At 37.9% G+C, this 13,924-nt stretch carries 11 protein-coding genes; 8 read left to right on the top strand and 3 right to left on the bottom strand.

All coding sequences use genetic code 11. The features are described from left to right. The first annotated feature begins 87 nt into the window (after positions 1 to 87). The 3 genes from ACMGDK_RS10655 to ACMGDK_RS10645 all read left to right on the top strand — a co-directional run bounded on the left by ACMGDK_RS10655 (position 88) and on the right by ACMGDK_RS10645 (position 6,114). Positions 88 to 1,416: a hydroxymethylglutaryl-CoA synthase family protein gene (locus tag ACMGDK_RS10655; RefSeq protein WP_436807932.1), complete on the top strand. Its 1,329-nt coding sequence runs from the start codon at positions 88 to 90 to the stop codon at positions 1,414 to 1,416. Positions 1,417 to 1,814: 398 nt separating this feature from the next. Further along, positions 1,815 to 4,655, top strand: coding sequence for a SusC/RagA family TonB-linked outer membrane protein (locus ACMGDK_RS10650; RefSeq protein WP_436807931.1), 2,841 nt, complete (start codon positions 1,815 to 1,817; stop codon positions 4,653 to 4,655). Between the two features lie 10 nt (positions 4,656 to 4,665). Further along, entirely contained in the window at positions 4,666 to 6,114 is a 1,449-nt protein-coding gene (locus tag ACMGDK_RS10645) for a RagB/SusD family nutrient uptake outer membrane protein (RefSeq protein ID WP_436807930.1), read from the top strand. A 39-nt stretch (positions 6,115 to 6,153) separates the two neighbouring features. Here the strand turns inward: ACMGDK_RS10645 and ACMGDK_RS10640 are convergent, their stop codons facing one another. Beyond that, complete coding sequence (locus tag ACMGDK_RS10640; protein ID WP_436807929.1) at positions 6,154 to 7,080, bottom strand: AraC family transcriptional regulator; 927 nt, start codon at positions 7,078 to 7,080, stop codon at positions 6,154 to 6,156. A 178-nt stretch (positions 7,081 to 7,258) separates the two neighbouring features. Here ACMGDK_RS10640 and ACMGDK_RS10635 point away from each other — a divergent pair, with 178 nt between their 5' ends. Together ACMGDK_RS10635 and ACMGDK_RS10630 are read left to right on the top strand one after the other, a co-directional pair. Beyond that, the gene (locus ACMGDK_RS10635) at positions 7,259 to 8,788 is read left to right on the top strand and encodes an aldehyde dehydrogenase family protein (RefSeq protein ID WP_436807928.1); all 1,530 of its coding nucleotides are present in this window, start codon (positions 7,259 to 7,261) and stop codon (positions 8,786 to 8,788) included. 434 nt (positions 8,789 to 9,222) lie between these two features. Further along, positions 9,223 to 9,606, top strand: coding sequence for a DUF779 domain-containing protein (locus tag ACMGDK_RS10630; protein WP_436807927.1), 384 nt, complete (start codon positions 9,223 to 9,225; stop codon positions 9,604 to 9,606). Between the two features lie 130 nt (positions 9,607 to 9,736). Here ACMGDK_RS10630 and ACMGDK_RS10625 read toward each other — a convergent pair whose 3' ends face one another. Next, positions 9,737 to 10,936, bottom strand: coding sequence for a dicarboxylate/amino acid:cation symporter (locus ACMGDK_RS10625; protein WP_436807926.1), 1,200 nt, complete (start codon positions 10,934 to 10,936; stop codon positions 9,737 to 9,739). 91 nt (positions 10,937 to 11,027) lie between these two features. On the opposite strand from ACMGDK_RS10625, the gene ACMGDK_RS10620 reads away from it, so the two are divergent. The 3 genes from ACMGDK_RS10620 to ACMGDK_RS10610 are packed head-to-tail and all read left to right on the top strand — an operon-like array spanning position 11,028 to position 12,823. Further along, positions 11,028 to 11,942 (top strand): DnaJ C-terminal domain-containing protein, encoded by a 915-nt coding sequence (locus tag ACMGDK_RS10620; protein ID WP_436807925.1) that lies wholly within the window; start codon positions 11,028 to 11,030, stop codon positions 11,940 to 11,942. A gap of 3 nt (positions 11,943 to 11,945) precedes the next feature. Next, the gene (locus tag ACMGDK_RS10615; protein ID WP_436807924.1) at positions 11,946 to 12,251 is read left to right on the top strand and encodes a chaperone modulator CbpM; all 306 of its coding nucleotides are present in this window, start codon (positions 11,946 to 11,948) and stop codon (positions 12,249 to 12,251) included. A 44-nt stretch (positions 12,252 to 12,295) separates the two neighbouring features. Next, complete coding sequence (locus ACMGDK_RS10610; RefSeq protein WP_436807923.1) at positions 12,296 to 12,823, top strand: hypothetical protein; 528 nt, start codon at positions 12,296 to 12,298, stop codon at positions 12,821 to 12,823. 66 nt (positions 12,824 to 12,889) lie between these two features. Here the strand turns inward: ACMGDK_RS10610 and ACMGDK_RS10605 are convergent, their stop codons facing one another. Continuing rightward, positions 12,890 to 13,873 carry a PLP-dependent cysteine synthase family protein gene (locus ACMGDK_RS10605; RefSeq protein WP_111956872.1) on the bottom strand — a complete coding sequence of 328 codons (984 nt, stop codon included), beginning with the start codon at positions 13,871 to 13,873 and terminating at the stop codon, positions 12,890 to 12,892. Between the last annotated feature and the right edge of the window lie 51 nt (positions 13,874 to 13,924).

Below are 13,924 nucleotides of genomic sequence, written 5' to 3'. Positions count from 1 at the left end.
TTTTATATTAAAAAGGCAAATTATACCTGATAACTGAGGGCCTATTCAAACATCATTTTATAAATTCGTATAAAAATTTAGAATAAAATGACTTTTGGAATTGAGGCTGCGGGCTATTATGTGCCATCTTTGTACTTAGAGATCAAAGACCTGGCGGAGAAAAGAGGAATTGAACCTGCAAAACTGGAAAAAGGATTGGGACTGCATAAAATGGGATTTCCTGATGTTCATGAAGATGCTGCTACCTTTGCAGCAGAAGCTTTATTGAAACTGATCAGAGATCATGATCTTAATCCCAAAGATATAGCCAGGATTTATTTAGGAACGGAAAGTGCTCTCGATGCAGCAAAACCTACAGCTTCCTACGCGATGCAGATGATAGAAAAAGTTCTGGAAAAAGAATTTGGCGAAAGATGTTTCAGAAACTGTGATGTGGTGGATCTGACTTTCGCCTGTATCGGAGCGATAGATGCCCTTCATAATTCCCTTGACTTCGTAAGAGTGAATCCCAACAAAAAAGCAGTAGTTATCGCCAGCGATTATGCCAAATACGAATTGGCCTCTTCCGGCGAATATACCCAGGGAGGAGGTGCAGTTGCTCTTCTCGTTTCATCAAAGCCGGATCTTCTTGAAATTGAAAATAACTGGGGAGTAGCTACCGAAGGCGTTTTTGACTTCTTTAAACCCAGAAGAGCCTATACTAAAGAAAATCTAAATTCAGCTCCGGAAACATTTCCTGATAAAATTGAGATCTTTACCGATGAGCCGGTTTTTGACGGACAGTATTCCAATCAATGTTATCAGGACAGAATCAGGGAAGCTTACCAGCATTATAAGGACATTACAGGAAAAGATAAACCTTATAAAGATTGGAAGTATCTTATTTTCCACCTTCCTTACGCTTTCCATGGAAAAAGAGTTTTTACAGAAATCTACAGTTTAGAAAACGGACTTCCTTACGAATCTCCTGACGAGCAGAAAGCAGTTGCAAAATCTGAAGATTATCTCAATTTTATCAGTGAAAAGATTGAAAGATCACAGCGTGCGTCCTCAGAAATAGGAAATATGTATACAGCTTCCATCTTTATGGCATTTCTTTCTGCAATACAGGTTGCTTTTGACGAAGGTGAAGAGCTGACAGGTGCAGAAATAGGCTTTTTGGGGTACGGAAGCGGTTCAAAATCTAAAGTTTTTACCGGAAAAATATCCAAAAACTGGAAGACTGCAGCCGCCAAATGGAATCTATTTGAAAACTTAAAAAACAGAACATCTGTTGATTTTGAAACCTACGAAAGGCTGCACAGAAAGAAGCTGAATAATTCTGTCAATAAAAATTATAAAGGTTTCGGACTCATATCAATAGAATCTGAAAATCCTGTTCTTACCGGAGCAAGATATTACAGCTATAAATATTAATTGATCTTTGCTTTAAAATTAACAAAACATGTCCACAGAAGACATGTTTTGTTAATTTTTGGATGTCTTTTTACTTACTTTTATGTTTTATTGACCTTTTATACGGATTTTATTTTTGAATTTATTTTACTCAAATTTCTGTTTTTATGTAATTTTTTTGCTAATTATTTTAATCAGCATTAACCTTTTAAAATTTTTAATAATTGTTAAAATTTTGTTAAAGGGATCTTATGAGAGATTTTTTTTAGGCTTTTAGAAAGATTGTTCATTTTTTTGATGTTTTTATTTATTTTTGATGAAATTCATGCACGTTAAGCGTTTATTATCAGTTATTTACCATTTGTTATAATTAATATTTATTAACACATTTGTTTACTTAGTATTAAAACTTGTTAATAATGAATGTTAAATTAAATGTGTTAAGTGCTGGTGCTTTGTTCTTTATAGGACAAGTCGCTTTTGCGCAAAAAGTTAAGAATGATACGGTCCGGAAAGAGATCGAAAGAGTGATCATTACAGGATATCAGAAGAAAACGAAAGATGAGATTGCCCAGGCGCAATCTGTAGTCACTGCTGATGAACTAAAAACACAAACTCCTGCAACTTCTCTTGGAAATATGCTTCAGGGACGTGCCTCAGGGGTATTTGTTCAATCCAGAAACGGGCAGCCCGGAGCAATTGCCGAAATTAATATTCGGGGAATTTCCGGCTTTAGCGGAAATTCAGAGCCTTTATATGTTGTGGATGGACTTTACATGACTGCCAGACAGTTTAGCGCAGTGAATGGGAGTGATGTTGAAAGTATGGTGATCTTAAAAGATGCTGCTGCAACAGCTCAATACGGTTCCAGAGGAGCAAACGGAGTGGTGGTGGTAACTACCAAAAGTGGCAGAAAAGGAAAAACACAGTATTCATTTGAGAGCAGATTCGGGTTTTCTCAGAAAATTGCAGACAAAGAGCTTAATTTTGAGATGATGAATTCTGCTCAGAAATTACAGTATGAAAGGGAAATGAATACATTGGGGCTGGGAGGATTGCCAATTTATACTCCGGCAGAGGAAGAAGCCCTTTTAAAATTAAATCATGATTGGCAGAAAGATATTCTAAGAACTTCTTTTCTGCAGAGTTATAAGCTTTCTGCAAGAGGAGGAAGTGATAAAAACAAATTCTACTATTCTCTGGGATATGATAAGGATGATGGTATTGTGCGGGATATCAACGGGCTTGATAGGTATACGGGAAGATTTAACTTTGAGAATAATCTCAGTGACAGATTAAAGGTCGGGTTGGATCTGGGGATAGCCTACCAGTATACCCAGGATATCAGGGACAGGAATAATACACAGAGTCCATTTGGTGCCATGTACAGATATAACCCTTTTGAAACTGTATATAATCCGGATGGATCATATAATATAAAGCTAAGATCGGGCCCTAACGTGGTGGAATCATTACGGAGAGTTCCTGATTTTGCACAAAGGTTAAGGGCATCCGGTAATATTTTTGGGGAGTATAAGTTGAATAATGCTCTGTCCTATAGAATGTATTTCAATTCTTTATATGACAATCTGGTAAATACTAACAATTTAGAAAAAGGGTCACAGCTAGATATAACTGCGAATGGTCCCAATGGATTAGGCAAACTTACGAAATCTACATTTTATGTATTCAATTATATTTATGGGAATAGAGCGGATTTTAAAAAACAGCTGAATGACCATTATATTGGCGCTACCGGTGTTGTAGAATTTAACAGTGAATTTACCGAAGATATTGCTGCCAGTGGTAGCAATTATAAGAATCCCAATTCTGATGCGCCTTCCAATACGACTCCCTCAGACAAGAATACTTTTACCGGAAGTAAAGTAAGAAGTACCTTATTTTCTTTGCTGGGTCTGTTTGAATATAATTATAAAAAGAAATACCTACTTACAGGATCTATTCGTCAGGATAAAAGCTCAAAATTTGGAGCCAATAACAAGTCCGGGATATTTTGGAGCAGTAGTGTAGCGTGGAATATTGGAAAAGAAGATTTTCTTAACGGAGGCCTGTTAAATGATCTTAAGCTTAGGGCATCTTACGGGATAGCAGGTAATGACAGAAATATTCCAAGCTATGCCAATATAGGATATGTTTCTTATGGAGATTATGGGACGGGAGGTACAATGAACCCTACATCCGTCATTGGAAATCCGGATATCAAATGGGAAACGAATAAAACAACCAATATAGGAGTCGATTTTGCATTTCTGGAAAGTAGATTTAGAGGGGCTGTAGAAGCATATCGATCGGATAGGGATAATTTTATTCAGGAGTTGTACCTGCCTTATGAATCGGGAAATTATTCTATTTATAAAAACCTGGGTAATATACGTACTGAAGGTATTGAAACGGAATTTACCTTCGATGTTATCAGGAAGGAAAATCTAAAAGTTTCATTAAGAGGAAATGCATCCTGGCAAAGATCTAAAGTCATCTCTCTTGACGGTGTAAATAACGAGAGAAATTTAGGGCTGACCTCTTTAAAAGTAGGAGAAACTCCCAATTTTTATAGACTATTAGAATATGCAGGCGTAAACTCTGCAGACGGGAAAGCACTGTATTATACCGATAGAACAGCTCCGGATGCCGGAGAAAACTTTTATACAATTAACGGAAGAACTGCTACTGATGTATACAATGCTACATCAGATACCAGAGACATTACAGATAAGTCTCCTCTGCCTAAATTTTTTGGGGGATTTGGATTTATCTTGGAAGCGTATGGGTTTGATCTGTCCGCAGATTTTACATTTAAAACAGGAGCTTATACTTACAATTTCCAGTCACAAATGTTAGAAAATCCTTCCAATAGGAAAAATAATATGAGTGTGGAAGCATTCAATTATTGGAAAAATCCGGGAGATACTAATGTGCTGCCGAAACCTACTACTATAGGATTAAGACAGTCTGACCAATTTCTGGAAAAATCAGATTATCTGAGATTCAGAACCTTGATGATAGGGTATACTTTCAATAAAAAAATGCTGGGAGATGATGTTCCTGTAAACTCAATTAGAACATATGTGCAGGCACAAAATTTATTAACGTGGACCAGTTTTAAAGGAGATCCTGAAGTAGCAGTTGGTTCAGGTGAAAGTCAGCTGGGTGCGGGGCAGACTTATGTGTCGGGCTCATATGCGCAGTTCAGCTATCCCGCTGTCAGACAATTTATGTTTGGTATTCAAGTAGAATTTTAAAATTTTAAAAATGAAAAAATTAATTATATCAGGTTTATTGCTTGTTTTTTTAGGAGCAGTATCATGCGACAGAGATTTAGATCAGCTTTCCAATAAAAATACACTTGTCGAGCAGGCATTTAAAACTTCTTCGGATTATAGAATGGCTTTAGATGGTATTTATGATACGATGAAAGGATCCGGATATTTTTCTGGAGATACAGGAAATCAGAATATTATGGCTGATCTGACTTCGGATAACTTAATTCAGAGCCCTGGAGGAAGATTATCAAATAATAGGGCCTGGATCTTGGAATTTGGTTCGGATGATGGACAGACGACTGCATTATATAGCGCTGCCTATTTTGGAATTTCCAGAGCCAATTTTGTTTTGGAAAATTTGAATAATGGAATACTTTCCTCCTCAGATGCATTGAAGATTGAAGCAGAAGCCAGAGCATTAAGGGGAATTATGCATTTTGATATTGCCAGAGCCTATTGTAAAATACCCACTCAGTCTGCGGATGCCAATACGTCTTTGGGAATTCCATATATGATGGCAACCTCCAATGATCCGGTTACAAGAAACCTGACAGTTGCTCAGGTGTATGATAAAATTATAGATGATCTGGAATTTGCAAAAGCAAACATTCCTAAATCCAATGATACACCTGCACCATTCACAAGAGGATATTTAAACAAGGCAGCCGTAGCAGGTCTTCTTTCAAGAGTATATTTATTTAAAGGAGATCATACGAAAGCGCTTGCAGCTGCAGAGGAATCCATTGCTTTATCATCCAGTGTAGGATCAATTAATAATTTTCCATTGGTATGGAACAGTACCAGTCAGGATGGAACTCTATTCGAAATACTGAATTCGGACGCAGAAAAAGTTACTGTAGGGGTATCTTATAATCAAATTATGGGTGGGGCAATTAAATCAGAATTTGTAGTTTACAAAAATTTCTATGATTTATATAAAACTACTGATATTAGAAAAAATACCTATTTTCAGGTAAGTGCTTTCTCAGGACAGACTTATATTAATGTGATTAAATATAATACCAGAGGAACTTTGCCCAACGTCGTAAATTATAAATATCTCAGAACTGCAGAAGTTTATCTTAACGGTGCAGAAGCCGCTTTTACTTCTAACCCGGCCAGAGCCCTTGAGCTCCTTAACACCTTAAGGAAATCCAGATATTCCGAGTATACTCCGTTAAATATCACGGGGACTGCACTATGGGATGAAATTCAGAAAGAAAGAAGGCTGGAGCTAATGGGAGAAGCTGATAGATGGTATACGCTGAAAAGGTTAGGTTTAAATTTAACAAGGCCAAGTGAAGGTGCTTTAAGTACCGGAGGAGGCAGCCCGGCCCCGACACTTACATTGTCCTCTACGAGCTATAAGTGGCAATGGCCAATTCCGCTGGGAGCAATCAATATCAATTCAAATATTCAGCAAAATCCTGGATATTAATAGCTAAACTGCTCTGAAACCTATATTTCAGAGCAGTTTTTATGATGGAAATATCATTTTATTTTGATAACTTTTGGGAGTAATACCCACGAGCTGTTTGAAAACCCTCGTAAAATAATTCGTATCTGAAAACCCTGTCTGATAAGCAGTTTCCTTAATGCTGTTTTGTCCTGCCAATAATTCTTTGGCCCTGTTAATCCTTTCCTGCAGGATGAAATCATTGGGAGAAGTTCCCAGCTCATCTTTGAACATTTTAAAGAAATTGGACTTGCTCACATAAGCCAGTTTTGCCATATTGTCGATAGACAGCTTCTGGTGAAGGTTTTTACGGATATAATCTACCGCAAAACCTATCCTTGTTTTATTTTTAGCAATATTTTTTTCCACCATGCTTCTGGCTTGAGTCTGCATAAGTCTGATCAACAGTTCTTTAAGAGCAAAATCTGCCATGATATCCTTCTGCGAATTATCATCCATTGCAATTCTCATGATATTGTTGGTCGCAGAGGCTAAAGATTGATTATTAAAAAGGAAAAATTCATCCAGCTGGATATTCCATTGCGAGGTTTCGTCCACTTTAGGAAGGGTGTAATTTAAATAATTAAGAGAATCCTCTATAAAATCGGGATTAAGGCTTAAAGAAATACATTGGGTAGGGGCTTTGTCTGCTTCAGGAAAATCAATGACCATGGTTTCACCGGGTGCTACCAGAATACTTTCGCCAGGAAAATAATCAAAATAATTCGTTTTATTGTCCAGTTTCATGTGCTTTTTGCCTCTCAGCATAGCCGTAAAAGCAATGTTTTCAAAGTGAAGCTTCACTCCGAAAGCAGTTTTGTGTGTCTCGTATATGCTGAACTCACAGTTGTTTAGATTGAATTTTGTCTGATTTTCAACAAGGTTCAATAACTGGTGCTCCTTCTTTAGTGCAGGAGTATTTAATAAAAATTTATTATTGTTATTCATTTCTAAACATTTGTAAAACCCAATCACTCAAATATATAAATTTTAGGCCTACACTGTTGTTAATAAAAATATAAAATTAAGCATCTGCACTATTGTGATATTTTTTTACACGATTGTGCTATCACTTTTTCATCTGGAAATGTAATTTGGCATTACGAAAAAATAAAATTACATTAATATGAGCACTATGACAGAACCGAAATCAGAGACCGCTTTTCAGTGGCCTGAATTCAAAAATCAATATGATAATTATATTGACGGTAAATTTACACCTCCGGTAAACGGACAGTATTTCAATGTAGTTTCGCCGGTGAATGGTAAAAACTTTACTCAGGTAGCACACTCTTCAAAAGAAGATCTGGAATTGGCTGTAAATGCTGCAGACAAAGCATTCCAAACCTGGAAAAATACTTCATCCACAGAAAGAAGTATTATTCTGAGCAAGATTGCAGACAGGATCGAGCAGAACCTTGAATACCTTGCCATTGTTGAAACCATCGATAACGGGAAAGCGGTAAGGGAAACACTGGCTGCCGATTTGCCTCTTGCTATAGACCATTTCAGATATTTTGCTTCCGTGATCCGTGCAGACGAAGGTTCTCACAATGAACTGGATAAAGATACCGTTTCCCTGATCGTTCACGAACCGCTGGGAGTAATCGCACAGATCATCCCCTGGAATTTCCCGATATTGATGGCCGTATGGAAGTTAGCTCCGGCTTTAGCAGCAGGAAACTGCGTGGTATTGAAACCTGCCGAAAGCACTCCGGTTTCAATCTTGGTTCTAATGGAAATTATCGGTGATCTGCTGCCTGCAGGCGTTATTAATATCGTGAATGGTTTCGGGGCAGAGCTTGGAAGAGCCTTAGTGACCAATCCTAAAGTCTCAAAAGCTGCATTCACAGGTTCTACCGCTACAGGGCGTCTTGTCATGCAATACGCTACAGAGAATATTATTCCGGTAACGCTTGAGCTAGGTGGAAAATCTCCAAACGTTTTCTTCAGTTCCGTAATGGACGCTGATGATGAATTTTTGGATAAAGCGATTGAAGGAGCTGTACTTTTTGCTTTAAACCAGGGAGAGATCTGTACATGCCCTTCAAGGCTGTTGGTTCAGGAAGATATTGCAGACGCATTCATCGCAAAAGTGATAGAAAGAGTAAAAGCGATTAAAGTAGGAAACCCGCTTGATAAAACCGTGATGATGGGTGCCCAGGCTTCCCAGATCCAGAAAGATAAAATATTGTCTTACATTCAGTTAGGAAAAGAAGAAGGGGCAGAAGTTCTTGTAGGTGGAGACGTAAACAATGTGGGAGAAAACCTGGAAGACGGATTCTATATCCAGCCGACTATTTTCAAAGGAAATAACAGAATGAGAATTTTCCAGGAAGAGATCTTCGGACCTGTCTTGGCATTTACAACTTTCAAAGATGAAGAAGAGGCTGTAAAGATTGCGAATGATACGATCTATGGTCTTGGAGCAGGAGTTTGGACAAGAGATGCGCACCAGCTGTACAACGTTCCGCGCCAGATCCAGGCAGGAAGAGTTTGGGTTAATCAGTACCATTCTTATCCTGCAGGAGCACCTTTCGGAGGATACAAACAGTCGGGAATAGGTAGAGAAAATCATAAAATGATGCTGGATCATTACCGTCAGACCAAAAATATGCTGATTTCCTACAATAAAAACAAATTAGGTTTCTTTTAATTTTTAAATATTAGGGCGTGCCCGTTTGCCCCGGCGGAGCCGGGGCAAAACGGTCGGGCTTTTCCAGGGCTTCACTTCGTTTCGGTGCTCCATTTCATTCCGCACCGGCTCGTTCCTCGCCGCCCTTCCTATCCCTCACGCGAAAACTTAGCCAGTATTTTGGAATTACAGTTTGTATTTTAATACATAAAAAATCAGAGACCTGCGGTAAAGCAGAAAACTCCTATGCTAATGATAATTTTTACGATTTGATATGTGAAATTGTTCAAAATGGCAGCAGTATACAATTTTATCGTAGATAAAATCTTTGCGTCCTAAAAATAGCATGGGATAAAAACTTTTGCGCCTTTGCGATTAAAAAATATATTAAGCAAAAGAGTTCATCAATTAATCTTCGTACCTTAATAGAAACAACTCGTTTTAAAGAAAAAGAAATGGAAGCGACAATATCCAGATTATCAGCAACAGAAAAAGCGCTTGATGTTATTTATCAACTGGAGGATAAATACGGTCCCCTGATGTTTTATCAGGCAGGAGGCTGCTGTGAAGGCACTCAGCCACAATGCTTTGAGAAAGACGGTTTTTTTCCCAGAATGAACGATGCTATGATAGGAACCATCAATGGTCATGAATTCTGGATAGACCGTGATTTATTTGAATACTGGAAATATTCCCACTTTACACTTGATGTCACAGATGGCTTTGGTCCGGGTGGTTTTTCTCTGGAAACTCCGTTAGGCAAAACATTCAAAGTCCAATACAGACTTTTCACCAAAGAAGAATATGAAAACCTGGAACCTGTAAAGCGTAGTGAATAAATTAACTCCAGATCATTGCAATCCGTGAGATCTGCGGGAGATTTAAAATTTAAATCATTAAGAATTTTTAAACCTTTAAGAATATGCCGGAAAGTTCCGCTTTTTAAGCGCTAAAAAAGATAGTATAGAGTCAGACCTTCACAAACCGGTTTACAAACATTGCGGCCACAATATCTCCAACAGCATTCAGAACAGTTGCCAACGGATCCACCAGCGTTCCAATAATCATCACAGCCGGAATAGCTTCCTGAGGTAATTTATATACTGAGATCATCAGCATTTCGCCGATATACCCGCCATTCGGAATTCCACCTGCTACAATGCTTACAAAAACGGTGATTCCTAAAGCCAGCAGTAAATTCGCAGGATCAAAAAAGTCCTTTCCGATGATCAGAAAAGCTACATATATTTTAATAATGGAAGACATAGAAGATCCATTTTTGTGCAATGTGGTTCCGATCGGGATAACCAGGTTGGCAATGGAATTCGAAATGCCGATCTTTGAAGCAGCCTGAAGATTAGCTGGCATAGTGGCAAAGCTGCTGCAGGTACTTAAAGCGGTTAAAGTAGGATAGACAGCATTCGTCCAAAAACCTTTGATTCCCTTTTGTCCGTTTGCCATAAAAGCATACAGAGAAAAAAAGACAAAGAAATAAACGATTCCTGCAATATAATAAAGTCCTAAAGGTTTAGCATAAAAACCAAAAAGCTGAGGCCCCAGCGTGGCCACCTGATAGGCAAAATAAGCGCCAAGCCCAATAGGCGCCAGTTTCATGATCAATAAAAGCAACTCTTTCATTACCTCATATCCAGAAGCGATAAAAACCCTGAACGGTTGTCCCTTTTCTCCGGCCTTACGGGCTGCAAACCCGGTCATGAAAGCAAAAATAAGAAGAGCCAGCATATTTTGTCTTGAAAAAAGCTGAGTAAATTCTCCAACAGTAAAAAAGCTTACAATCCTGTTACCCCAACTGTCTTCGCTAACGGTTTCGGAGATGATTTCAGAACTGCCGGAAACACCGGAAACCGGAAATACATAGACTACACAGATCGTAAAAATAGCTGCTGTCAAAATAAAAAACAGAAAAGTAAAAGACATCACTAAAATGATCCTTCCAAATTTAGACTGCTGCTCCAGCGAAGCTATAGAATTGGAAACAGCAAAAAATACCAACGGCACCACGCTCACAAAAAGGAGATTCAGAAAGATATCTCCCAAAGGTTTAATATATTCCACAATATTTGGAGCAGTAATGCCTATAATGCTTCCTGCAACAATTCCTAATAGTAAAAATATAATTCCTGAGTAGTTGTTCAGTACTTCTTTCATTCAACGCTTTTTATCAAAGATAGGTTTATTTAACATTCTCTTATATAATTTTCAGGTGTAAATTTCATAAATTTGAGTAAATATCGGTTCTATGGCTTATATAGATTACTATAAAATTTTAGGCGTAGATAAAAGCGCAACACAGGATGACATTAAAAAAGCTTACCGTAAGCTGGCCAGAAAATTTCATCCTGATCTCAATCCCGGCGACAAAGAGGCTGAAAAAAAATTCAAAGAACTGAATGAAGCTAATGAAGTTCTCAGTAACCCTGAAAACCGCACCAAATACGATAAGTATGGGGAAAACTGGAAACATGGCGAAGAATACGAAAAAGCCCAGCAACAGCAAAGACAGTATCAGCAGCAGAACTATGGAGGTGGCGGGTTTTCCGGTGCTGATTTCGGTGAGGGTGAAGATTTCTCAGATTTTTTCCAAAGTATGTTTGGCGGTGCCGGCGGAGGTTTTGGAAGAAGTACAAAGGGAAGTTCTTCAGGAAAATTCAAAGGACAGGATGTTCATGCTGAATTAAATTTAAGCCTAAAAGACGCTGCTCAGACTCATCCGCAGACTTTTGAGATTAATGGTAAAAAAGTAAGAATTACGATTCCGGCGGGAGTATATGACGGACAGCAGATCAAACTGAAAGGCCACGGAAGTCCAGGTTTTAATGGCGGTCCAAACGGAGACCTGTATATTACCTTCAATATTCCTGTAGATCCTAATTTTGAGAGAATCGGAGACGATCTGAAAACCAAGGTTTCCATAGATCTGTATACTGCTGTTTTAGGAGGCGACGTAAAAGTGACTACACTGGACGGAAGCGTTAATCTTAAAGTGAAGCCGGAAACACAGAACGGAACAACAGTAAGATTGAAAGGGAAAGGTTTTCCGGTGTATAAAAAAGAAGGGCAGACCGGAGATCTTTTTGTGACATATGAGGTGAAGCTGCCTACCAATCTGACAGACAAGCAGAAAGAACTTTTTGAACAACTTAAAAATTCCTAAGCCATGAGTAGTGAAAGAATATCGCGGGAAGAACTCGTAAAAATATACAATATAGAAATCACTTTTTTTGATGAATTGGTGGATGTAGGTTTGCTGCATGTAGAAACAGAAAATGAAGTCCGGTATTTACTCTATGAAGATCTGCCTGTTTTTGAAAAGTTTACCAACTGGCATTATGATCTGGAGATTAATCTTCCCGGTCTTGAAGTCATCCATGATATGCTTCGGAAAATGGAAGATTTGAAGAAAAAGAACCGTGACCTAATGAATAAACTTTCTGCAATAAGTAACCAATATGAAGATATTTGATTTAGTTTTGTAATCTTTAAAAACAAATTAAATATTTCTGAGAAATGAATGGAGAGAAAATCATTAAATTAAATGTAAACAGAAAGGATTTCGAAGAAATTTATTTCAGCGGTAACCAGGGAAGTTTGTTTTTTTCACAGACTACCAAAGGAAAAACCGTTACTACGGCAGTTGTAGGATTAATTCTACTGATCTTATTTTATTTTAAGGATGATTTAAGTAAAGAAAAGTTTGGGATTCTATATTTCGTGAGCTTTTTGTTCCTGCTTTGTACGGTTTATCTTTCTTTAAGCATCAATAAGGTTTCCCGGTGGAAGAAAGAAGTTAACAGATATTTAAAGTCGCTGGAAGATTCTGAAATCTATGAGATCCGTTTTAATGATGATATTTTTAACGTTAATCTTAATCATCAGGAAGAGCTCAGCAAATGGGAAGATTTCAAGGGATACGATATCAATGATACATTTATTGCCCTGGAAGGAAAATATAATTATATGTTTCCTGAAAAATCAATGAGTAAAGGAGATTACAGCAGCTTAAAACAAACCATAAAGAAAAATATCAAGCCATAAAAAAATCAGAGCGTTTTGCTCTGATTTTTATTTATGCAAAAGGTAAATTTACCTTCTTGGTTTTGATTAATCCAACCAACCCATTTCCTTCATCCACTCGTCATTGTAGACTTTTCCTACATATCTTGAACCGTGGTCGTGAAGAAGAACTACAATCACATCATCTTTCGTGAACTGATCTTTCATCTGGATCAAAGAAGCAATAGCACTTCCTGCAGAATATCCACAGAAAATTCCTTCTTCTTTAGCAAGTTTTCTTGCATAGATGGCACCGTCTTTATCCGTTACTTTTTCAAAATGATCAATAACAGACATGTCATAATTTTCAGGAATAATATCTTCCCCGATTCCTTCTGTAATATACGTGTAAGCATGGTCGTAATGAAGCTCACCGGTCTCGTGGAATTCTTTCAGAATAGAACCGTACGTGTCAACACCAATTACTTTAATATTCGGATTTTTCTCCTTAAAGAATGTTCCGCAACCTGTAACAGTACCACCTGTTCCGGCACCTGCTACAAAATGTGTAAGCTTTCCATCCGTCTGCTCCCAGATCTCAGGCGCTGTAGATTCATAATGAGCCGCTCTGTTTGATAAGTTGTCGTATTGGTTCACATACCAACCGTTTTCTGTTTCCTTAGCCAGTCTTTTGGAAACTGAATAATAAGAACGCGGATCAGTAGGCTTCACATCAGTAGGGCACACAATTACTTCTGCTCCTACAGCGCGAAGAATATCGCACTTCTCTTTTGACTGTTTGGAATTGGTTACAAAAATACATTTGTAGCCTTTGATGATGGCCGCAAGAGCCAGCCCCATTCCTGTATTCCCTGAAGTCCCTTCAATGATGGTGCCTCCAGGTTTTAATCTGCCGTCTTTTTCAGCATCTTCTATCATTTTAAGGGCCATTCTGTCCTTTACAGAATTCCCCGGATTGAATGTCTCTACTTTTGCTAAAACTAGAGCAGGAAAGTCTTCTCCTAGTACTTTGTTAAGTTTTACAAGAGGAGTATTCCCTATCGTTTCAAGAATATTTTTTGCGTATTTCATAAATGGTTTATAAGCGGTACAAAGATAATGCTTTAAAAATTAGCCGTGCGA

The organism is Chryseobacterium hilariae (assembly GCF_051400735.1).
Taxonomy (GTDB): Bacteria; Bacteroidota; Bacteroidia; order Flavobacteriales; family Weeksellaceae; genus Chryseobacterium.
Note: the sequence above shows the minus strand (reverse complement) of the source record. Positions and strands in the feature narration are given on the sequence as shown.

Excerpts from the sequence above, each read along its gene's own strand:
- ACMGDK_RS10615 (WP_436807924.1), top strand. The coding sequence starts at position 11,946 with ATGAGTAGTGAAAGAATATCGCGGGAAGAACTCGTAAAAATATACAAT.
- ACMGDK_RS10640 (WP_436807929.1), bottom strand. The coding sequence starts at position 7,080 with ATGAATAACAATAATAAATTTTTATTAAATACTCCTGCACTAAAGAAG.
- ACMGDK_RS10635 (WP_436807928.1), top strand. The coding sequence starts at position 7,259 with ATGAGCACTATGACAGAACCGAAATCAGAGACCGCTTTTCAGTGGCCT.
- ACMGDK_RS10620 (WP_436807925.1), top strand. The coding sequence starts at position 11,028 with ATGGCTTATATAGATTACTATAAAATTTTAGGCGTAGATAAAAGCGCA.
- ACMGDK_RS10610 (WP_436807923.1), top strand. The coding sequence starts at position 12,296 with ATGAATGGAGAGAAAATCATTAAATTAAATGTAAACAGAAAGGATTTC.
- ACMGDK_RS10625 (WP_436807926.1), bottom strand. The coding sequence starts at position 10,936 with ATGAAAGAAGTACTGAACAACTACTCAGGAATTATATTTTTACTATTA.
- ACMGDK_RS10655 (WP_436807932.1), top strand. The coding sequence starts at position 88 with ATGACTTTTGGAATTGAGGCTGCGGGCTATTATGTGCCATCTTTGTAC.
- ACMGDK_RS10650 (WP_436807931.1), top strand. The coding sequence starts at position 1,815 with ATGAATGTTAAATTAAATGTGTTAAGTGCTGGTGCTTTGTTCTTTATA.
- ACMGDK_RS10630 (WP_436807927.1), top strand. The coding sequence starts at position 9,223 with ATGGAAGCGACAATATCCAGATTATCAGCAACAGAAAAAGCGCTTGAT.
- ACMGDK_RS10645 (WP_436807930.1), top strand. The coding sequence starts at position 4,666 with ATGAAAAAATTAATTATATCAGGTTTATTGCTTGTTTTTTTAGGAGCA.
- ACMGDK_RS10605 (WP_111956872.1), bottom strand. The coding sequence starts at position 13,873 with ATGAAATACGCAAAAAATATTCTTGAAACGATAGGGAATACTCCTCTT.